Source organism: Bradyrhizobium sp. CB2312, assembly GCF_029714425.1.
Classification (GTDB): Bacteria; Pseudomonadota; Alphaproteobacteria; order Rhizobiales; family Xanthobacteraceae; genus Bradyrhizobium.
On record NZ_CP121668.1, the window covers coordinates 3229484 to 3248403 of the forward strand.

An 18920-nucleotide genomic window follows, 5' to 3' on the forward strand; every position below is an offset into this window, starting at 1 on the left:
CTCTTTCGAACAGAGGCGGAACGGCCGGCGTTTGTGGTTCGCTGTGACATTCTTGTTACGGCTCTGTACTGTAACGGGCGGACTAAATGCCTATTTCACAGGCCGATCCGGTGTTCGGACTTCACCTCAACGATAAGGGAGCAACGCCCATGACGCATACCATTCGCTTTCATAAGACCGGCGGTCCGGAAGTCCTGGTCTGGGAGGAGGTCAGCGTCGGCAAGCCCGGACCGGGCGAAGCGCGCATCCGCCACACCGCGGTCGGTCTCAACTTCGTCGACATATACAACCGTTCGGGTCTTTATCCCGCGCAATTGCCGAGCGGGCTCGGCAGCGAGGCGGCCGGCGTGGTCGAGGAAGTCGGACCCGGTGTCACCGATTTGAAGCCGGGTGATCGTATCGCCTATGGCGCCTCGCCGCTCGGCGCCTATTCCGAAGCCCGGCTGATCCCGGCCGACCGCTTGTTGAAGCTGCCTGACGGCGTCGACGACAAGACCGCGGCGGCAATGATGCTGAAGGGGCTGACGACGCAATATCTGATCCGGCAGACCTATCGGGTGAAGGCGGGCGACACAATCCTGCTCCATGCCGCCGCCGGCGGCGTCGGGCTGATCCTGAGCCAATGGGCCAAGCATCTCGGCGCGACCGTGATCGGCACCGTTAGCAATGACGAGAAGGCGAAGCTCGCCAAGGCGCATGGCTGTGACCATGTGATCATCTATACGCGCGAGGATTTCGTGAAGCGCGTCGACGAGATCACCGGCGGCAAGAAGGTGCCGGTGGTGTACGATTCCGTAGGCAAGGACACATTCCTGAAGTCGCTGGACTGTCTCGCGCCACTTGGCGTCGTCGCGCTGTTCGGTCAGTCTTCCGGCGCGGTCGAGCCGCTCAATCTCGGTCTGCTGGCCCAGAAGGGCTCGCTCTACGTCACCCGGCCGACGCTGTTCACCTACGCCGCCAAACGCGAGAACCTCGTGGCGATGGCGAACGAGCTGTTCGACGTCGTGAAGTCCGGCGCGGTCAAGATCGAGGTGCACCAGACCTATCCGTTGAAGGACGCGGCCAAGGCGCACGCCGATCTCGCCGCGCGCAAGACGACGGGATCGACCGTGCTGACGGTGTGATCGATCTTCCGTTAGGCGCTGGCGCAGGCTCGCTATCCTTGCGTCACGTCCGCTCGTGCTTGCGCAGGTCGCGGGCGTGATCGAGCCGGATCGCCTGGAGATCGATATCTTCGGGCGCGATCTGGGGGAGGGCGGCCTCGGTCAGAATGGCCTCGGTGACGTCCTCGACCGAGTTCTCCGCGATCTCGTGAATGAACGAGATGTTCTGGTATTCACCCGAGACGACGCGCGAGATGACCTCGCGCCGCGTGATTTCGGGGTCGACGATCGCCTCGCGGCCGCGTCGTCCGTAGTCGATCATCACGACGAAATACTGCATGAAACGATCCTGCCGCGCCCCTCCGTCGGAAGCGCGGCAGAGTATTTCCGAAAAACGGAATTAAGTCAAGTGCGATTTCCAAAAATCGGAAATCGCTCGATCGCCCCTACTTGCCTTTCTTGCGGGGACGGGCCGATTTGGCGCGCAGCCGCTCGAGCTGGCCCTTGGGCATGGAGAGGCAGATTTCCCCGACCCAGTCGAGCTTCACGCCGACGATCGGCTTGGCATTGAAGCTGGTGAGATTGACGACGGAAGGGGATTTGCCCCGCTCGATGGTCTTCAAATAGCGCTCCCCGGTCTTCAGCCGGACCACGGCCTCTTCGCCGTAGAAGCTCGACAACGGATGACGCTGATCCTTGTAGACCACGATCACATCACCGCTCTCGTATTTTGGCAGCATCGAATCGCCCACTATCTCGAATGCGATCGTCTCTTCCATGATGGGGAAGGGCAGCGCGATGTCGCCGAGCCCGTCGGGCGGAACCTGTTCGTAGTCCGGCTCGATCACCGCGCCGGCCCCGACGCGTCCCATGATCGGCGCGAGGTTGAGCTCGAGATATTCCATGATCGGAATGATTTCGGAGGCCTTCACCAGGCGCTCGCCGCCGAGGATCTCCGACACCGCGCCGGGCCGCACGCCCATCGCCGCCGCCAGGCCGCCCTTGCTCTTGCCCGTCTTTTCCAGGCCCCGCTCGATCATCGCAACGTCCAACATGGTGATTCCCTCGATTGCCCATCGACTGTCCTCTTGTAGTCCGGAATTCGGAATAAATGCAATTATGAATATCAGAATTATTGCTTGACTCTCGCTTCGGAATACCGGAATGTGCGTCTCGCCTCCGGTCGTGCGACCGGAGAAGGCGCATCACAGGACAGCAGCATGGAACCGGGTCATTGGCCGTCGGAACACTCCGACGCGCTTCGCGACTATTTTCTCAAAGGACTATCCTATGCGGAGATCGGGAGAGAGATTAACGCAAGGTTTGGAACGGCTTACACGCGCAATGCCGTGGCGGGCCGGGTCAAGCGGCTCGGACTTGTCGGGGTTGCACGGGTGACCAGCCCGCCGATCGCGCCGTCCTTGCCAGGCGAGACCTGTCTGCTTTCGGCACATCGCCCGGCATTGCCGAACCTGATGCTGCCGCCGAAATCCGCGATGAAGCCCGCCGCACAGGTGAAGCTGCGCTGCGTCGGCGTCCAGCCGCGGCTGATCTCGTTCGCCGAACTCGCAGCCGGCGATTGCCGCTATCCCTATGGCGGCGACAGGGACGGGGAGGAGATCACCTTCTGCGGACATCCGCGCCAGCCAGGCTCCAGCTATTGCACGCCGCATGCGCGCCTGACGCGCCGGTCCGGAGTTGCGCCCGCCCGTGCAGCCGGTCCCGTCGTGCTGAGGCTGGTTTTCGCCGCCTGAGGCGGCGGTCACCCGCCTGTCCAATCGTCTATCCTGCAAGGAGTATCCGAGTGGCACGTGCCCGACGCAACAAATCCTACAAATTGACCGGGATCTATGACCGGCGCTCGCGCGAGATGCCGTTCAATGCCGACGTGGCCGAGGTCGAGGTCGACAATCCATTGGCGCTCGATCCCGGCGAGAAGATCATGGCCATCCGCTCGGTCCGCAGCGATCCGCTCGGCCGGTTGCATTCGCACCATCAGATCGACGAGGCGCAATACCGTGGCGGACGCGCCTTTCAGAACGATTGGGAGAGGGCGGAGCGGGGGCCGCAGGCGGTGGATACGACGCGCGAATATGTCGATGGCACAAGCACGCGTGAGCCCCTCACCGAGAGCCAGCGCCAGGCGGTGCTGCGGCTGAACCGGGTCGAGCGCGAGCTCGGCACCGACGGCGCGGGGCTGGTGCACGACGTGCTGGTGCAGGGCCTGACCATGGACCAGATCGGAGAGCGTCGCGCTGTCCGTACGCAGCGCTGGAACGACTATTTTGCACGCCGCTTTCGCGAATGCCTGGACCGGCTGGCGCTGATCTATGGCTTTGCGACGGAAGCGGGAACGAAGCGTGCAGACCGCCGCAAATGATGACGGCACGCCTGCGGCCTTCGGCCGTAGGCGTACCGGTCCGCCACTTACGGGTGCGGCACGATCTGGTAAGGTGTCGTATAGGGCTCGACGCGGAGCGAGGCGTTGGCCAGAAGCCCGATCTTGGCGGTCGGCGCCTGCTGCAATTCGCCGCTCGGGCCGCGATGCACGTTGTATTGCCAGACGGTGAGGTCGCCCTTTTGCGCCAGCGCGTGCGCAACCGCGCTCGCGTCATTGCCGCCGAGCGCCTGCAGCTCCTCCGCCGACAATCCGATGACGATTTCGTCCTTGATAGTGACGATCTTGAACAGATTCATCCTGGTCTCCTGCGCCCATGCGCCTTGTATCGAGAGGGTGAAAAGCGCGACCGCGGCGCCCTTGATGAGATCGCAGCGAGAAAGCATGCCGTCGTCCTTTGGTGCTGAGGCGCGCCCTAAACGATTGAGTCCGTCGGCCATGGCGCCCGTGATCTGCGTGGCCGTTTCGCAACCGCTTTGTCGCTCGATCTTGAATGGCGGTTCACGGGCGGAAACATGTCCGTTGCGATGAACCTCGATGCCAGAAGACGAGTCCAAGCCCGAGAGCTTGAGGGACCGTCAGATGAAAATCACCGCCATCGTTTGCTTCCTGGCGCCGCTGGGCATGGCACTCCCGGCTGCGGCCGCCGATCCCTTCTACGTGGGTAGCTGGACGTTCACGACCGCGACGGTCGCGCCATGGGCCGATCCACACCGCAAGCCCGACGATACCGAGCGGACGCGGCTGATGGGCAAGGCAGTGGTCTTCAAGGCGAGAGAGATATCGGGGCCACGTCCCTTTGCCTGTGCGAAGCCGCAGTACAAGGTGACGGATTACGCTCCCGACATGATCTTCCAGGGAGCATTCGACGAGATGCAGCACGCCGACAAGAAAGCCGATCCCAAGGCGCTCGCCGCCTCGCTCGGCTTCGCCGGCGCACGGATCAGGACGCTGGAGACCGGCTGCGAGATCGACGTTCATTTCGTCGACGATACAACCGCCGAGGTCGGACTCAACAATTACGTGTATACTCTGAAGAAACTTTAATCTGACCTCGCCAATCGCCGTTCACATCGGACACACCGTGAAACGCTGTGCCGATTGACAGCGGTTGAGGCCGTGTGCGTGATTGATGCTGCTTCTTGACGCAGGTGGGTGACGACCGCAGATATTCCTGTTATCCGGAATTGCCGTGGTCAGATGCGGACGAAGCATCGCTAGGCCGATGGTTGGGCTTGCCGGAAGGGTTGTTCCTTGGCATAACTGCAACCTGCTCGGTTGGGCCCGTCCGTTCGGACACGTCGTTCAGCGTGTTACCCTGCCGGGGCCACCCGGACGCGAACTGATCGTCACCGTGACGTCCGGTCACGGCGTTCGGTTCTGGAGTTGGGCTTCTATCGGAACACGAATGCCGATGCTTGTCATAGGTGCGAGATGAAAAACCTCAATTTCGCGGCTGAACTGCACCTCAAGCTCGGCGCCCCTGCAAGTGGCACTGTCGAAAGCCTGCGCCTGCTCCGGGCGTTTTTGAAGCTCGCGCCTCGACAGCGCTTCGAGGTCATCAAGCTCGTCGAAGACCTCGCCACCGAAGAAACCCTCCCCGAACACCCCCTGTCCTGAGCCCTGGCTGCGCCGGCCTTACGCCTGTTCCTTCGTTTCCTCCAGGAGCCGGACCGCGGGGCGACGTTTGTCCCGGGGGCTGGCCGCTGGCAGCCGATCGGGCAAGTGTGGTAATCAGTTAAGAAAAAGGGAGGAGTGCGACCATGATCGAACCGAAGCTCGAAGTTCCGGCCGAACTGCGCGACCTGGCCGAGAAGACGATTGACCAGGCCGAAAAGGCCTTCGGCATGTTTTTCGAAGCCGCTACCAAGTCAATGACCACGGTTCCCGGAGCGGGCACCGAGGTCTCCAAGCAAGCGCTCGCTTTCACCGAGCAGAACATGAAGTCGGCGTTCGAGCATGCACGCAAGCTCGTCCATGCCACCGACCTTCAGGAAGCGATGCGAATCCAGTCCGATTTCCTGCGCAGCCAGTTCACCAGCGCCGGAGATCACATGCGCCAGATGACCGGCAGCTTCATGCAACCGGGCAAGGGCAAATCCTGATTCTCTGCTCGTGCAGGGCGTGCCCACAAATTGGTCTTGCCTGACGCGGCGATCCGCATTTCGATGCTGGTGCAGGTCCATGATGGGCCACCGAATGGATCCATTCGCCGTCCGTCATCCTTTCTGCTGATCCCTGTCGGTCCTCCGGCAGGGATTTGCAGTTCGTGGGATGTGTCGCGCTTGCGCAGTGTGCCGCTAGCGCAGTGATCCGATATAGGCCGCGATGTCGCCGGCCTCGGTCCTGCTCAAGGGGAAGTTCGGCATCTTTGGATGCGGGTCAAGGAGGAAGAAGGCGAGCCTCTCTGGACTGAAGTCCGGCCTGCGCGCAACCGACGCAAAAGAGGGGACGTCGGCGCTCGCCTGGGCCTGCCCGTTCCCGACGAGGTGGCAGCTCGCACACCAGCGTTTGGCGAGGTCGGCGCCGTGACCGGCGTCGGCGGCGAGGGCAGAGGACGCACCGAGGCTCGAGGCCACGACAACCATCAGACAGCTTCGTCTCAAATGCTCGCGCACCCAGTACCCCCCCATGCATGGCTTGCGGCCGTGCTCAGCCGCAGCACGATCCCGGAAATTGCGACAGATCGATGCGGGCGATGATCGATCGCAGCACCTTGCGGGCGGAACGATAGAGATGCCGCGCGAATGCCGGCGTCCGTGTCGCGGGCAGACCCAAGCTTTTCTTATCAAGGCTTTCGATGGCGTGCGACACGTGCCTCTCCGGGGATGGTGAAGCCCTTCCTAGCGCTGCCGGCCGGGGTCAGCCTTGATCTGCCGCAAAGGATTTCCGGCTAGTAATCGCCGGGGTTCATGATCATCGGGCTTCTCGTGTCGGCCGGGGCCAGCGCGCTGCTGGCGCTGTCGCGCAGGAAGCGGTCGAGCGTTGCCTGGATCTTCTCCTTGACCGCGTCGGGGCCGCGATCGCTCATCTCGGTGTGCTGTGCGCCGGTATGGACGATGTCGATGCCGCGCGCCTTCGCCTCTTCCGGCGTCGGCAGCACGCCGGGATCGGTCTGGAAGTGCGGATCCTTGGAGCGGAACGACAGAATCTTCAAATTGTCGCTGACCACGAAAGGCACCCGCAAATTGTCGAGCGTGATCACCTTCGACACCAGCTCCGGATGCTGATGGGCGACATACATGGAGACGTCGCCGCCGTTGGAATGCCCGACGAGGGTGATGTGGTCGTAATCGACGTTCTCCTGCCGCCGCTTCAGCTCGCCCAGCGTGAAGAGGATGTTGGTCTCGCAGCGGATATAGACTTCGCGCCGGCCGACATATTGCTGGCCGACATGGGTCATCAGCGGCGGATCGCTCGGCAGGTCCTGCTGGATGCTGGCAACGAGGTAGCCGCGCGCGGCGAGCACGTTGGCAAGGAAGGAATACTCGGTGGCCTTGACGGTGTTGCCGTTGCTGATGATGGCAAGCGGGAGCTTCCAGAGGCCGAGATTGGCCTTGTTCTCGTAATCGCGCCGCACGGCGATCTCGACCGAGATCGGCCGCTGGCGGGTGGCGTCGAACAAGGACAAAGTCTCATGGCGGATCGCGAACCGGCTGACCACGAAATACTGGCCGACGCCGAGGACGCAAAGGAGTGCCAGGATTGCAAACACCCTTTTCATGGTCCCGTCTCAAATCACTTTCGGCTGAAACGTGGTCATTGGGAACTCCCGGATCGAGCGATCGTGAGCAGGTTACGGGATTAAATTTAGGCAAGTCTGTGAGAAGCGCCGCAAAAAGGCCGCATCAAGGCAAGCGCTCGAGGCCGCGCGGCTAGAGGCAGCTGCCCTTGCCGCGCTCGGGGCAGAGCCGGAACGCGCTCGACAGGGTGAACAGGAAGCGCGGGCTCCGGCGCTCGTTGTCCGGCGCCCGGTAGCTCAGGGGGACGGCCACGCCGAGATCGGCCAGGAAATCGTCCGGCAGGAAAAACCGCACGCCGGCCCCGGCCGATGTCAGCGAGAGGCCGTCGCTCAGGCCGTAGCCGTCGTTCCAGACCGCGCCGACGTCGCCAAAGGCGTAGAGTTGGTAGCCGCTCCAGTAGCGGAAGTTCAGCTTCTGGTCGAAGCGCACTTCGAGCGAGCCGGCAAGACCGTTGTCGCCGCTGATCTCGGCCGCGCCATAGCCTCGGCCGAAGGCCGCGCCGCCGAGATAGAATTGCTGCGAGGTGAACAGCGGCCGCGATGCGGTCTGGCTTGCCGCCGAGAGCTTGAGCGACCAGGCGTCGTTCAGCGTCTGGTATCGCGTGAACCAGAAGTTCAGCACGGAGAAGTTCGAGGACGCGCCGTCACGCGACAGCAGATCGTCGTCGAAATGCGAGGCGCCGAAGATGTCGAGGCCCTGGCGGTAGGTCATCGTCGCGAAATTGGTGCCGCCGAAGCGATCCTGCAGCCGGTAGTCGGCGGTCAGGCTCGCGGTCCTGATGTGATCGTTGTACCAGGGGCCATAGAGATCATGCTCGGAGACGTTGCTGAAGGTGGTCGCCGCTGTCAGCGTCAGCGCGGAGGATTGCGACTGCAACGGCACGATGCCGGCACGCAGCTCGAACGCTTCGGTCGTGGTGATGTCGCGGTCGAGGCGGCGGGCGTCGCCCGGCCGCACCGCGCTGTACAGGACCGACGCGCCGAGACGCACGCCGTCCACGCCGACAGGCGCATCATAGGAGAGGCGCGCAAAGCCGAGTTCACGTGGATCGTTGGCAATGGTCGACAGGTTGATCGCCAGCGTGTCGCCGGGCGTGAGATAGGAGTTGAACGCGCCGGTCGCGTAGGTCTGCCAGGGGCCGACTGAGGACGAGCCGAGATTGTCCAGACCGAACGACGTGAAAACGTGCCAGGTCTTGAGATAGACCGTGAGACGGAAGCGGCCGGTCGTACCGCCAATCTCCTCGAGCGCGGTATCGGTGATCCGGACGCCCGGCCTGCCATTGATGAGGAAGAGCTGGCGTTCGAGGGTCGCGAGGCGCGATGGCTGTTCGGCCAGAACCGGAGCGAGCATCGGCCTCACGCCGAACTGCTCGGCGCCGTCGCCTTTCAACTCGGCGTCCACGATGGCGCCTTCGATTACCCGAACGCTGACACGACCGTCGGCGATGTCCTGCGGCGGCACGATCGCGCGGCTTAAGTGGAAGCCGGCGGCGCGGTAGAGATCGCTGATCGCGCCTGCGATCGCGGCGAGGTCGGCCTGCGAGATATTCTTGCCGAGATAGGGTTGATAGATCGCAGCGATGCGATCGCCGGAAATGGCATGGGCGCCGCTGACGTTGACGCCGCGCAGGACGAATTGCGGCCTGGTGTCGCCGCCGGTGTTGGGCTGGCCGACCGTCGGCAATCTGACTGCAGGACGCCTCAGCGACTCCTGCTCGGATTGGTTTTCAAAGTATTTCTCCGGCTGTCGCGGATCGAAGCCCGGCTGGTTCGCCTGCTGCGCGAAAGCCTGCGGAACGCCCGTGAGAATTGGTGCTGCGAGCGCCAACGCGGTGAGGGCATGCCGCCTTGCAACTTGTGCGTCTAACCGCTCTCCGTAGTTCAACGGAGAAATTCTCATGAGGCGGTAAAGGTTCGCTAGCTGCATGATTTTTCATAGGTTTTTATGGTCAATGAATCGTTAATGGCACCTGCCGACCGGATGCTTCCCGCTAATTCTATGTTGAGTGATTTCGGATACCTCGGGGTCCTCCTGTAACGGGGACTGAGGATCATCATGCTCGGCGGAGTTGGAATGCGGTGCGCCTTCGTGGCTGCGCTGATCCTGGGAATGGCTTCTGCTGCGCACGCCGCGGACGACGGTGTCTGGTCGGTCAGCAAGTCCTCGGGCGAGGTCTGGCTCGCCACTGATGGTGCGCAGCCCGTGTCGCTGAATCAGGACGGCACGCTCAAGCCTGGCGACACAATTCGCACCGGCCGCAACGGACGCGTGCTGCTCATGCGCGGTGAAGAAACCATTCTGATCTCTCCGAACTCGGTGGTCGGCTTGCCGGCCGAGAAGAAGGAGGGGCTTTCGACCACGATCATCCAGCAGGCAGGCTCGATCCTGCTCGAGGTCGAGAAGCGTAACGTCAAGCATTTCGAGGTCGAGACGCCCTATCTCGCCGCGGTCGTCAAGGGAACGCAGTTCAGCGTCACCGTCGGAGCGGGCAGCACCAAAGTCGGCGTGCGGCGCGGCCAGGTCGAAGTGTCGGACTTCAAGACGGGACAGATCGCCCAAGTCATGCCGGGACAATCGGCAACCGCCTTCGAGCACGGCAAGCCCGGCCTCAGTCTGGGCGGTGCCGGGACCTTCAATCCGATCGAGCAGGGCAAGCCGCGCGCCTCGACGATCGAGCGCGTCCCCGTGCCGAAGTCGGGCCTGTCGGCGCCGCGCAATGCGGCCAACGGCCATGCGATCCATGCGCTTGGTCCGATCGACAAGGGGACGAAGGCAGCCGGCGCGCCGAAGCAATCGCATCAGGCGAGCGGAGCTCACGCGCCCAAAGCCGGCGTAGTGCGCATCTCGAGTTCGCTCGGCGAAGTCAAGCTGAACGTCCACAAGGTCACCAACGGGCTTGCTCACGGCGCGACTGCTCCGGGACAGGTGCGCAACGCGAACGCCAGCACCAATACCGCGACGGTCTGGAGCGATAGCAAGACGAGCACGATGACAACGGCCGCGAACAGCTCGACCGCGACGGCCGCTAGCACGAGCAGCAGTGCAGCTGCGGCCAGTGCCACGTCTTCGTCGACAAGTGCGACGACGACTGTTGCGACCAGCGCCGGGTCGACCAGCGATGCGTCAGGCAAGAATGGCAACAACGGCAATGGAATTGGCGGCAACAACGGTAACGGGAATAGCGGCAACAACGGAAACGGTAACGGCAACAGTGGTGCCACCGGGAACGGCAAGGGCAACAACGGTAACGGCAACGGGAATGGCGGCGGTAACGGCAGTAACGGCCACGGCAACGGCCGACACTGACGCGAATTCCAAGGGGTGAGGGGGCGCACGCGCTGAAGCGGGTGTGTAGGTGGATCGGGTGAAACGTTATCGGCCGCATATTCTGGTCGTGATCGCGCTTGCGGTCGTGCTGTCCACGGGATGGCATGGCGCGCTTCGCAATGCGCTCACCGATCTGCGTTTCGCCTGGCAATCGCGTCCGGCGACCGGCAACGTCGTCGTGGTGGCTATCGACGCGCTCTCGATCGACCAGATCGGAGTCTGGCCGTGGCCGCGGCGGCTCCATGCCGAGCTATTGCACAGGCTCGAGGCGGCGGGCGCGCAGGACGTCGCCTTCGACGTCGATTTCAGCACGCCGTCGGATCCGGCCTCGGACGCGGCCTTCCTCACGGCGCTTCGCGAGGTCGGCGGTTCGACGATCCTGCCGTCCTTCAAGCAGCCGTCGCCGAATGGCGGCACGGCTCACATCAATCGCCCTCTGAAGCTGTTCAGCAACCAGTCGTGGCCGGCCGTCGTCAATGTCGCGATTGAATCCGACGGGCTCGTCCGCCGTTATCCGGTTGGCGAGAAGCTCGGCGAATCCCAGATGCCGTCGATGGCCGTCGTGCTGGCCGGGCAGGACGCCAATCGGCGGCCGCCCTTCCTGATCGATTTCAGCATTCGTGCGTCCTCCATCCCCACCGTCTCCTATTCCGACGTGCTGCGCGGCGACGCAGCCACTCTGGGCAAGTTGAGAGACAAGAAGATCATCGTCGGCGCCACGGCGCTCGAGCTGGGCGACCGGTTCAGCGTTCCGAACGGCAAGATCATCTCGGGGCCCGCCCTCCAGGCGCTCGCGGCGGAATCCATCCTCCAGAACCGCATGCTGCGCTGGACCTCCGATGTCGGCATGTTCATTGGCCTGGGCCTGATCTGTTTGCTGATGATGTATTCGTGGCGCCGCTTCGCTCCCGGTGTCCGCGTCGCGGTCCTCGTTGCTGCGGGGGTTGGCCTCGAGCTGGCCGCTGCCTTCGTACAGGTAAAATGGCCGCTCATCATCGACACCTCGCTGTTTCATATCGCGATCATCGCCTATCTGACGGCGATCGCGCTCGACGAGATCGATTTCCGCAGCCTCTTGGGGCGCATCGCCGAAAGCCGCTTTCATCGTATCGCAATGTCGCTCGGCGACGGTCTGGTCTGCACCGACGAGGATCACCGGATCACGGTGTGGAATCCCGGCGCCAGCGCGATCTTCGGCTACATGCCGACCGAAATGATCGGGCAGCCGTTCGAGACGCTCTGTGCGGTGCCCGCGGGTGCTGGCGCAAAGGCTTTCGCCATGCGTGATGCTGCGCGCCAGGCGCTGCTGGTGCCCGGTGGCGCCGTCGTCGTCGAGTTCGTGGGCCGGCGCAAGAACGGCGAGACGTTCCCCGTCGAAGCCAGCTTCTCGGGCTGGCAGGGAACGGACGGTTTCCAGTACGGAGCCATCCTGCGCGACATCTCGGTCCGCAAGCGCGAAGCCGAACGTGTCAGGTATCTCGCCGAACACGACGCGCTGACGGGACTTGCCAACCGGAACATGCTGCATGCCGGGCTGGTCGGCTCGATTGCGGATGCGCAGCGGCGCTCCTGCGGGGTCGCGCTGCTGGTGATCGGGCTCGACGGCTTCCAGCGCATCAACGACATGCTGGGTCATTCCGCCGGCGACCTCGTGCTGCAGGCGGTCGCTGATCGCCTGAAGGAGCAGGCCGGAGATGGCTCGGTCGTTGCCCGGCTCAGCGGCGATGAATTCGCCATCGTGCGCGAAAGCGCAGATGTTGGCGAGCCGATTGCGGAGTTCGTCGAGCGCATCGCCCGCGCGTTCGAGGCGCCGCTCACAACGGGCACGCGTCAGCATCGCGTGCGGATCAGCGTCGGCGTCGCCGTCTATCCGGAAGGCGGGCACAACGCCGACGATCTCCTCAGCAACGGCCATCTCGCACTCAGCAAGGCCAAGCTGACGCGGCGCGGCAGCCATGTGATCTTCGAGAATGCGATCAGGCAGGAGCTTGAGAACAGGCTGACGCTGGAGAGTGAACTGGCGCTCGCCGCGGATCGCGGCGAATTCGAGCTGTTCTACCAGCCCCAGGTTCGGCTGGTCGACGGCGGCCTGGTCGGGGCCGAAGCGCTCATCCGCTGGCGGCACCCCGTGCGCGGCTACGTGTCGCCTGGCGAGTTCATGCCGGTGGTCAACACCTCGGCGCTGTCCGAGCGGATCGCGACCTGGGTGATGGAGACTGCCGCTCGTCAGGCGCGCGCCTGGGAATTGTCCGGCAACAACGTGCGCGTCGCGATCAACCTGTCGCCATCGCAGCTCCACTCCGGCGATCTCGCGCATTCGGTTGCGGCCCTGCTCGAAACGACGGGGCTCACGCCGTGGCTGCTCGAGCTCGAGGTCACCGAAGACATCCTGCTCCATGACGAGACCCGCGTGCTCGACATGTTCAAGCGGATCCAGCAGCTCGGCGTGCGCATCCTGTTCGACGATTTCGGCACCGGCTATGCAAGCCTGAGCTATCTGAAGAAATTCCCGCTGGACGGCCTCAAGATCGACCGGTCGTTCGTGCTCGACCTGCTCGCCGATTCCGACGACGCTGCGATCGTCGGATCGACGATTGGCCTCAGCAAGCAGCTCGGTCTGACGGTCATGGCCGAAGGCATCGAGAACCGCGCCACGGCCGACTTCCTGGTCAGCATGGGATGCAAGGAAGGGCAGGGCTACTTTTTCGGCCGTCCGATGCCTGTGGCGGCGTTCGAGACACAATTTTTCAGGGCCGCACTCGCAGTCGTCACCGCGGCCTGAATTGCTTGATCTCGGCCGCTAGCGCCGGCGGGCGACCGCCACACCAAACAGGAAGGCGACGAACAGACTGGCCAAGGGCGCTTCGCGCGTGATCGCCGCGACAGTCGCGAGTGGTCGTCCGGGCTTTCGCGCCTCATCGATTGCATAGGTGAGACGGTCGACCGCTGCGCGCAAGCCTCCCGCGACCTCGCCGATGGTTTGGGAGACGTCGGTGGCGGCGTCGATGGCGCGTTCGGCCATGCCGGGCTGAGGATTGGGCTGCGGTATTTCCGTGCTCAAGCGCGCGACCTCCGAACCTGACGGAAAGATTGAGACCGGCACCTTTGGCTATCCTCGCGTGCGCTTGTTTTGGAACAGCGGGCCCGAAGACCTTTGGCTATCCGCGACAGGCGCCGTTTTGAACGGCGGGTGCCGGCCTTGCAGTGGAAATGCGCCGCACGGGAATTAGTTCCAGCCGGACGCATCTCGTTGCGAAATCCCCGGGAAACGACGGCTGCGAATCTCTGTTAGGCTGGTGCAGCCTTGCTGAACTCGGGAGATTGCCGTGACCGACCGGACCATGGATCGAGCCCGGCGCATCGCCTTGCTCGGCGCGCCCATCGACATGGGGGCCTCGCAGCGCGGTACCTTGATGGGCCCTGCAGCGTTGCGCACAGCCGGTCTTGCCACACTGCTCGAAAGTCTCGACTTCGAAGTCGTCGATTATGGCGATCTCTCCGTCGCCGAGGTCCCGGACCTCGCCGACAGGCCGCCTGAGAAGGCAAATCACTACCGCGAGATCCAGCGCTGGACGCGCGTGCTGAGCCGCAGAGGCCACGAGATCGCGCAAACTGGTGCGCTCCCGATCTTTCTCGGCGGGGATCACACATTGTCGATGGGCTCGGTCAATGCGATGGCGCGTCACTGGCAGGAGCGCGGGCGCGAGCTGTTCGTGCTCTGGCTCGATGCCCATGCCGACTACAACACGCCGGAGACGACGATCACGGCCAACATGCACGGCATGTCGGCCGCCTTCCTGTGCGGCGAGCCGGGCCTTGACGGCCTCCTGGGCGACGATCCGCGCGCCTCGATCGATCCTGATAGACTGGATCTGTTCGGCGCGCGCTCGATCGACAAGCTCGAAAAGGAATTGATGCGCGCGCGACGGATCAGGGTCGTCGACATGCGGCAGATCGACGAGTTCGGTGTCGCAGTGCTGATCCGACGCGTCATCGAACGGGTCAAGGCGAGCAATGGCGTGCTGCATGTCAGTTTTGACGTCGATTTCCTCGATCCTTGCGTGGCGCCAGGCGTCGGCACCACCGTACCGGGCGGTGCGACCTATCGCGAAGCGCATCTGATCATGGAGCTGCTGCACGATTCCGGCGTGGTCGGATCGGTCGACATCGTCGAGCTCAATCCATTCCTCGACGAGCGCGGCCGGACCGCGCGCACCGCGGTCGAGCTGATCGGCAGTCTGTTCGGCCAGCAGATCACCGATCGGCCGACGCCGAGCAATGCGATCGCCCCGGGGGAGTGAATCAAGCTGCTCGCGTTTGTGCACTGCAAGGAAAGGAACTGCTCCTGCGGCCGCGAGATTTAGATCAGCCCCGATCGAAATCGCCGGCTTTTGAAACAGCTGCGAATTGCAAATACCGCAGTCGGATTGTTTGATGCGGGCTCAGCGCCAGCCGAGGGCCCGCAATGAGCAGTACGACGCATCCTGACGACAATCCCGTGACGACCACGCGCCGCCGTCTCTTGACTGCCGGCTCGGCAGCCATTGGAGGCGCCGTTCTCGGCGCGGGCCCTGCTGTTGCCGCGGAGACGGACAATCTCCCGCCCAACGTTCCTGAGTGGATGAAGGCGCCGGGCGACCCCATGGGAAGCCAGCCTTACGGCGCGCCCTCGCCGTTCGAGAAGGGCGTGGTCAAAAACATCTCGAAGACTCTCAAGCAGTACATCTCTGCGTCCAGTCGTACGCCCTTGCAGGAGCTCGATGGCATCATCACGCCGAACGGGCTGTTCTACGAGCGGCATCACGGCGGCGTCCCCACCATCGATCCGGCGCAGCACCGGCTGATGCTGCACGGGCTCGTCGAACGGCCGCTGATCTTCACAATGGACGATCTCAGGCGATTTCCATCGGAGTCGCGCATCCACTTCCTCGAATGCTCCGGCAATCCCGGCTACAGCAAGCCCTACGGCAAGACGGCATCGGACCTCGTGGGTCTGGTGAGCTGCGCCGAGTGGACCGGCGTCAGCCTGAAGCTGGTGCTTCAGGAGGCCGGGCTGAAGCCGGAGGCCAAGTGGGTGATCGCCGAAGGCGCCGACGCGGCAGCGCTGACACGTAGCATCCCGATCGAGAAGTGCCTCGAGGATGCCATGCTGGTCTACAGCCAGAACGGCGAGCGGCTGCGCCCACAGCAGGGCTATCCGCTGCGCCTGCTCCTGCCGGGCTTCGAAGGCAACATGAGCGTGAAGTGGCTGCGGCGCCTGCATGTGACGGCAGAGCCCGTCTATTCGCGCGAAGAGACGTCGAAATACACCGATCTCTTGCCGGACGGCACCGCGCGCGAGTTCTCCTTCTACATGGAGGCGAAGTCGATCATCACGCGTCCATCGGGCGGCGAGCGTCTGAGCGCGCCGGGCTTCCACGAGATCACCGGCATCGCCTGGAGCGGACATGGCAAGATCGCGCGTGTCGACGTGTCAGTAGACGACGGCAAGAGCTGGCAGGAAGCGCGCTTGCAGGAGCCGGTGCTGACGCGTGCCCTGACGCGCTTCCGTCTGCCGTGGCAGTGGGACGGCAAGCCCGCCGTGATCCAGAGCCGCGCGATCGACGAGACCGGCTATGTGCAGCCGACGCTGGCCGAACTGCTCGCGGTGCGCGGCGAGAATTTTTTCTACCACAACAATGCGATCTGGCCCTGGCGCATCGCTCAAGACGGCGAGGTGGCCAATGCGCTGGCTTGACACTTGCGGCGTCGTCTCTGCGATCCCCGCCGGCATCTGGGTGAATGCGGCGCAAGCACAAAGCCCCTTCGGTATTGGTCGGCCGGCAACGGCCGCCGAGGTCGCAGGCTGGAATATCGACGTCGGCCGCGATGGCAGCAATTTGCCGAAGGGAAGCGGCTCGGTCGCGCATGGGCGTGAGGTGTACGCTCAGCAATGTGCCTCGTGTCACGGCGACAAAGGCGAAGGCGGTCTCGGTGACCGGCTCGCCGGCGGACAGGGCACGATCGGAACGGCAAAGCCGGTCCGAACCGTTGGCAGCTACTGGCCCTATGCGCCGACACTGTTCGACTACATCCGCCGCGCGATGCCGCAGAATGCGCCGCAATCGCTGGGCGACGACGACGTCTATGCGGTGTCGGCCTATGTCCTGAACCTGAACGGGCTTGTTGGGGCGGATGCGATCCTCGACGCTAAATCGCTCGCGGCCATCAGAATGCCGAACCGCGACAAATTCGTCGGCGATGCGCGCCCGGATGTGAAGAAGTGAAGCCGTGGGACCGATCAAGTTCCGCGCAGAAACGGGGAACTGCCCAAAGTATGCGGGAACTCGCGGGACCAATTTGAATTAACCTGCGAGAGGAAACAGCGTTGGATTTTTCGATGACGACGGATCGTTTCGCGAACTCCATGTCCTCGGCGCTTCGCCATCCCGGCGTGATTGCGCTGATCGTGGCCGGCTTGACGATCGCTGCAATGTTGATCGTCGACCACGGTCCTTGGAATCGCGCCAAGACCCAGCCGGCCCATGTCGCGATGTATGCAACCACCGGCGAGGCTGCGCGTGCTGCAGGTGCCGCAGTGCTTCCGACCGAGCCGAAGTCGCCGCTCGAACCGGCGCGGCCGGGGCCGAAGACATCCCCGACCGTCAATCCCGTGACGCCGTAGCCCGGTCGCAAGCCTCGCTCCAGCCACAACTGCCAGCCTAACGGCGGATCGCCGTGACCTCGAAGGACGCGGCGGCCGCAACGATCAGCACGTCGCACAAGGGGTGGAGTAGCGCGGCGGGCGAGGGCGCTTTTGTCTTTGGGGGACGACAGCAATGCTTTCGATTGATCAGTTCCTGCGGTTCATCGCCGTGCCGGCCGTGTTCGCGGCCTTCATCATCGCCTCGCAGATCTCGGCGGCGTTGTCGCCGCTCTAATCAGCCGATCAGGGACGAGCCGAGCAGGGCGAGGACGGCCAGCGCCATCAGCGCTGTGCCGAGCCAGCCCAGCGCGATCAGCCACGACCGCGCCCTGAAACGGCCCATGATCGCGCGGCTCGAGACGATCAGCATCATCATCGCCATGATCGGCACCGCGACGACGCCGTTGAGCACGGCGCTCCACACCAGCATGTGGATCGAGTCGATCCCGGTGAAGCCGAGCCCGAAGCCGATCGCGGTCGCGGCGGCGATGATGGTGTAGAACCCGGCCGCCTCGTCCGGCTTTGCCTCCAGCGTGGCGCGCCAGCCGAATATCTCCGCAACGCCGTAAGCCGCCGAGCCCGCCAGCACCGGAATCGCGAGCAGGCCGGTGCCGATGATGCCGGTTGCGAACAGGGCGAAGGTGAAATCGCCGGCGAGCGGCCGCAGCGCTTCGGCTGCCTGCGTCGCCGAGCTGATGTTGGTGACGCCGTTGGCGTGCAGGACCGACGCCGTGGTCAGGATGATGAAGAAGGCGATGCCGTTCGAGAGCAGCATGCCGGAAATGGTGTCGGCCCTGATGCGCGCAAGCTCCGGACTGCCGCCGCGCTTCAGCTCGCGAAGCGGCTTGTCGCGCTGGCCGCAATTCATCTCCTCGACCTCCTGGGATGCCTGCCAGAAGAACAAATAAGGGCTGATGGTGGTGCCGAGCACCGCGACCACCATCATGAAATAGTCGGCGCTGACATTCGTCTGCGGCCACACCGCGGCGAGCACTGCCGTGCTCCACGGGATCTTCACGGTGAAGGCGGTCGCGACATAGGCGAACAGCGCCAACGTGAGGAATTTCAGCACCGGCGAATAGCGGCGATAGGGCAGGAACACCTGGAGCAGGGTCGAGCCGGCCGCGAAGATGAGCGCGTGCTCGTGGTTGAGGCCGCCGATGACGAGCGAGAGCGCCTCCGCCATCGCGGCGATGTCGGCGGCGATGTTGAACGTGTTGGCGGCAACGAGCATCGCCACCAGTCCAAGCACCGCCCAGCGCGGCGCGATCTGCATGACGTTGGCGGCAAGCCCCTTGCCGGTGACGCGCCCGATCTGCGCGCTGACGAGCTGGATCGCGATCATGAACGGCGTGGTCAGAAACACCGTCCAGAGCAGTCCATAGCCGAATTGCGCACCGGCCTGCGAATAGGTGGCAATGCCCGACGGATCGTCGTCCGCCGCCCCGGTGATGAGGCCCGGCCCCAGCCGTTGCAGGAAGGTCCGCTCGGATTTCGTCGGGGTCAGGGCGCTGTCGGTCATGGCGGGGGCTCGGCTCGGTGCGGCGTCTCCTTGGCCAATGCAAAGCCGGGAACAAAAGTTCCACGGGCCTTTTCGGATCTTCGCATTTTCTGATTATGCTAAATTCGGTTGGCCCGTCGGGCAAAACACCTGTAGATTG

Annotated in this window: 21 protein-coding genes; 12 read left to right on the forward strand and 9 right to left on the reverse strand. The window is 63.8% G+C overall.

What is annotated here, in order from left to right; translation table 11 throughout:
* Window positions 1–149: 149 nt before the first annotated feature.
* Window positions 150–1124, forward strand: a complete 975-nt coding sequence (locus QA642_RS15475; RefSeq protein WP_283085422.1) for a quinone oxidoreductase — start codon at window positions 150–152, stop codon at window positions 1122–1124.
* A gap of 43 nt (window positions 1125–1167) precedes the next feature.
* On the opposite strand, the gene QA642_RS15480 is transcribed toward QA642_RS15475, so the two are convergent.
* On the reverse strand, window positions 1168–1443 hold the full coding sequence (locus tag QA642_RS15480) for a hypothetical protein (RefSeq protein ID WP_283085423.1): 276 nt from the start codon (window positions 1441–1443) through the stop codon (window positions 1168–1170).
* A gap of 106 nt (window positions 1444–1549) precedes the next feature.
* Window positions 1550–2158, reverse strand: a complete 609-nt coding sequence (locus QA642_RS15485) for a S24 family peptidase (RefSeq protein ID WP_235544863.1) — start codon at window positions 2156–2158, stop codon at window positions 1550–1552.
* 165 nt (window positions 2159–2323) lie between these two features.
* Here QA642_RS15485 and QA642_RS15490 point away from each other — a divergent pair, with 165 nt between their 5' ends.
* Together QA642_RS15490 and QA642_RS15495 are read left to right on the forward strand one after the other, a co-directional pair.
* Window positions 2324–2857: a GcrA family cell cycle regulator gene (locus QA642_RS15490; protein WP_283085424.1), complete on the forward strand. Its 534-nt coding sequence runs from the start codon at window positions 2324–2326 to the stop codon at window positions 2855–2857.
* A 50-nt stretch (window positions 2858–2907) separates the two neighbouring features.
* Window positions 2908–3483 carry a hypothetical protein gene (locus QA642_RS15495; RefSeq protein WP_283085425.1) on the forward strand — a complete coding sequence of 192 codons (576 nt, stop codon included), beginning with the start codon at window positions 2908–2910 and terminating at the stop codon, window positions 3481–3483.
* A gap of 47 nt (window positions 3484–3530) precedes the next feature.
* Here the strand turns inward: QA642_RS15495 and QA642_RS15500 are convergent, their stop codons facing one another.
* Window positions 3531–3887, reverse strand: a complete 357-nt coding sequence (locus QA642_RS15500; RefSeq protein WP_027562450.1) for a hypothetical protein — start codon at window positions 3885–3887, stop codon at window positions 3531–3533.
* A 196-nt stretch (window positions 3888–4083) separates the two neighbouring features.
* Here QA642_RS15500 and QA642_RS15505 point away from each other — a divergent pair, with 196 nt between their 5' ends.
* From QA642_RS15505 to QA642_RS15515, 3 genes are all read left to right on the forward strand, one after another.
* Window positions 4084–4548: a hypothetical protein gene (locus tag QA642_RS15505; protein ID WP_283085426.1), complete on the forward strand. Its 465-nt coding sequence runs from the start codon at window positions 4084–4086 to the stop codon at window positions 4546–4548.
* Window positions 4549–4935: 387 nt separating this feature from the next.
* Window positions 4936–5121 (forward strand): hypothetical protein, encoded by a 186-nt coding sequence (locus QA642_RS15510; protein ID WP_007612798.1) that lies wholly within the window; start codon window positions 4936–4938, stop codon window positions 5119–5121.
* 143 nt (window positions 5122–5264) lie between these two features.
* Window positions 5265–5606 carry a phasin gene (locus QA642_RS15515; protein WP_270161867.1) on the forward strand — a complete coding sequence of 114 codons (342 nt, stop codon included), beginning with the start codon at window positions 5265–5267 and terminating at the stop codon, window positions 5604–5606.
* Window positions 5607–5801: 195 nt separating this feature from the next.
* Here the strand turns inward: QA642_RS15515 and QA642_RS15520 are convergent, their stop codons facing one another.
* The 4 genes from QA642_RS15520 to QA642_RS15535 all read right to left on the reverse strand — a co-directional run bounded on the left by QA642_RS15520 (window position 5802) and on the right by QA642_RS15535 (window position 9173).
* Window positions 5802–6119 carry a cytochrome c gene (locus QA642_RS15520; protein WP_283085427.1) on the reverse strand — a complete coding sequence of 106 codons (318 nt, stop codon included), beginning with the start codon at window positions 6117–6119 and terminating at the stop codon, window positions 5802–5804.
* A 34-nt stretch (window positions 6120–6153) separates the two neighbouring features.
* Window positions 6154–6315: a hypothetical protein gene (locus tag QA642_RS15525; RefSeq protein WP_283085428.1), complete on the reverse strand. Its 162-nt coding sequence runs from the start codon at window positions 6313–6315 to the stop codon at window positions 6154–6156.
* Between the two features lie 79 nt (window positions 6316–6394).
* Window positions 6395–7225, reverse strand: coding sequence for an alpha/beta fold hydrolase (locus QA642_RS15530; RefSeq protein ID WP_283085429.1), 831 nt, complete (start codon window positions 7223–7225; stop codon window positions 6395–6397).
* 151 nt (window positions 7226–7376) lie between these two features.
* Window positions 7377–9173 (reverse strand): POTRA domain-containing protein, encoded by a 1797-nt coding sequence (locus QA642_RS15535; protein WP_283085430.1) that lies wholly within the window; start codon window positions 9171–9173, stop codon window positions 7377–7379.
* 129 nt (window positions 9174–9302) lie between these two features.
* Between QA642_RS15535 and QA642_RS15540 the strand changes: the two genes are divergently transcribed.
* Window positions 9303–10553: a FecR family protein gene (locus QA642_RS15540; RefSeq protein ID WP_283085431.1), complete on the forward strand. Its 1251-nt coding sequence runs from the start codon at window positions 9303–9305 to the stop codon at window positions 10551–10553.
* A 58-nt stretch (window positions 10554–10611) separates the two neighbouring features.
* The gene (locus tag QA642_RS15545) at window positions 10612–13356 is read left to right on the forward strand and encodes an EAL domain-containing protein (protein ID WP_283085432.1); all 2745 of its coding nucleotides are present in this window, start codon (window positions 10612–10614) and stop codon (window positions 13354–13356) included.
* A gap of 18 nt (window positions 13357–13374) precedes the next feature.
* On the opposite strand, the gene QA642_RS15550 is transcribed toward QA642_RS15545, so the two are convergent.
* Window positions 13375–13635, reverse strand: a complete 261-nt coding sequence (locus QA642_RS15550; protein ID WP_283085433.1) for a hypothetical protein — start codon at window positions 13633–13635, stop codon at window positions 13375–13377.
* Between the two features lie 265 nt (window positions 13636–13900).
* Here QA642_RS15550 and rocF point away from each other — a divergent pair, with 265 nt between their 5' ends.
* The 4 genes from rocF to QA642_RS15570 all read left to right on the forward strand — a co-directional run bounded on the left by rocF (window position 13901) and on the right by QA642_RS15570 (window position 17238).
* A complete protein-coding gene (gene rocF, locus QA642_RS15555; RefSeq protein WP_283085434.1) occupies window positions 13901–14875 on the forward strand; it encodes an arginase in 975 nt (324 codons plus the stop codon).
* Between the two features lie 164 nt (window positions 14876–15039).
* Window positions 15040–16311: a sulfite dehydrogenase gene (gene soxC, locus QA642_RS15560; RefSeq protein WP_283085435.1), complete on the forward strand. Its 1272-nt coding sequence runs from the start codon at window positions 15040–15042 to the stop codon at window positions 16309–16311.
* Window positions 16298–16840 carry a cytochrome c gene (locus QA642_RS15565; protein WP_283085436.1) on the forward strand — a complete coding sequence of 181 codons (543 nt, stop codon included), beginning with the start codon at window positions 16298–16300 and terminating at the stop codon, window positions 16838–16840. Before soxC ends, QA642_RS15565 begins: the two co-directional genes overlap by 14 nt.
* Window positions 16841–16953: 113 nt before the next feature.
* Window positions 16954–17238 (forward strand): hypothetical protein, encoded by a 285-nt coding sequence (locus QA642_RS15570; RefSeq protein ID WP_283085437.1) that lies wholly within the window; start codon window positions 16954–16956, stop codon window positions 17236–17238.
* Window positions 17239–17494: 256 nt separating this feature from the next.
* Here the strand turns inward: QA642_RS15570 and QA642_RS15575 are convergent, their stop codons facing one another.
* Window positions 17495–18781 (reverse strand): divalent metal cation transporter, encoded by a 1287-nt coding sequence (locus QA642_RS15575; protein ID WP_283085438.1) that lies wholly within the window; start codon window positions 18779–18781, stop codon window positions 17495–17497.
* Window positions 18782–18920: the final 139 nt, after the last annotated feature.

Bases quoted from the DNA above. Each gene is read 5' to 3' on its own strand.
- QA642_RS15475 (WP_283085422.1), top strand. From the start codon at position 150: ATGACGCATACCATTCGCTTTCATAAGACCGGCGGTCCGGAAGTCCTG.
- QA642_RS15480 (WP_283085423.1), bottom strand. From the start codon at position 1,443: ATGCAGTATTTCGTCGTGATGATCGACTACGGACGACGCGGCCGCGAG.
- QA642_RS15485 (WP_235544863.1), bottom strand. From the start codon at position 2,158: ATGTTGGACGTTGCGATGATCGAGCGGGGCCTGGAAAAGACGGGCAAG.
- QA642_RS15490 (WP_283085424.1), top strand. From the start codon at position 2,324: ATGGAACCGGGTCATTGGCCGTCGGAACACTCCGACGCGCTTCGCGAC.
- QA642_RS15500 (WP_027562450.1), bottom strand. From the start codon at position 3,887: ATGCTTTCTCGCTGCGATCTCATCAAGGGCGCCGCGGTCGCGCTTTTC.
- QA642_RS15505 (WP_283085426.1), top strand. From the start codon at position 4,084: ATGAAAATCACCGCCATCGTTTGCTTCCTGGCGCCGCTGGGCATGGCA.
- QA642_RS15510 (WP_007612798.1), top strand. From the start codon at position 4,936: ATGAAAAACCTCAATTTCGCGGCTGAACTGCACCTCAAGCTCGGCGCC.
- QA642_RS15515 (WP_270161867.1), top strand. From the start codon at position 5,265: ATGATCGAACCGAAGCTCGAAGTTCCGGCCGAACTGCGCGACCTGGCC.
- QA642_RS15530 (WP_283085429.1), bottom strand. From the start codon at position 7,225: ATGAAAAGGGTGTTTGCAATCCTGGCACTCCTTTGCGTCCTCGGCGTC.
- QA642_RS15535 (WP_283085430.1), bottom strand. From the start codon at position 9,173: ATGCAGCTAGCGAACCTTTACCGCCTCATGAGAATTTCTCCGTTGAAC.
- QA642_RS15540 (WP_283085431.1), top strand. From the start codon at position 9,303: ATGCTCGGCGGAGTTGGAATGCGGTGCGCCTTCGTGGCTGCGCTGATC.
- soxC (WP_283085435.1), top strand. From the start codon at position 15,040: ATGAGCAGTACGACGCATCCTGACGACAATCCCGTGACGACCACGCGC.
- QA642_RS15565 (WP_283085436.1), top strand. From the start codon at position 16,298: ATGCGCTGGCTTGACACTTGCGGCGTCGTCTCTGCGATCCCCGCCGGC.
- QA642_RS15570 (WP_283085437.1), top strand. From the start codon at position 16,954: ATGACGACGGATCGTTTCGCGAACTCCATGTCCTCGGCGCTTCGCCAT.
- QA642_RS15575 (WP_283085438.1), bottom strand. From the start codon at position 18,781: ATGACCGACAGCGCCCTGACCCCGACGAAATCCGAGCGGACCTTCCTG.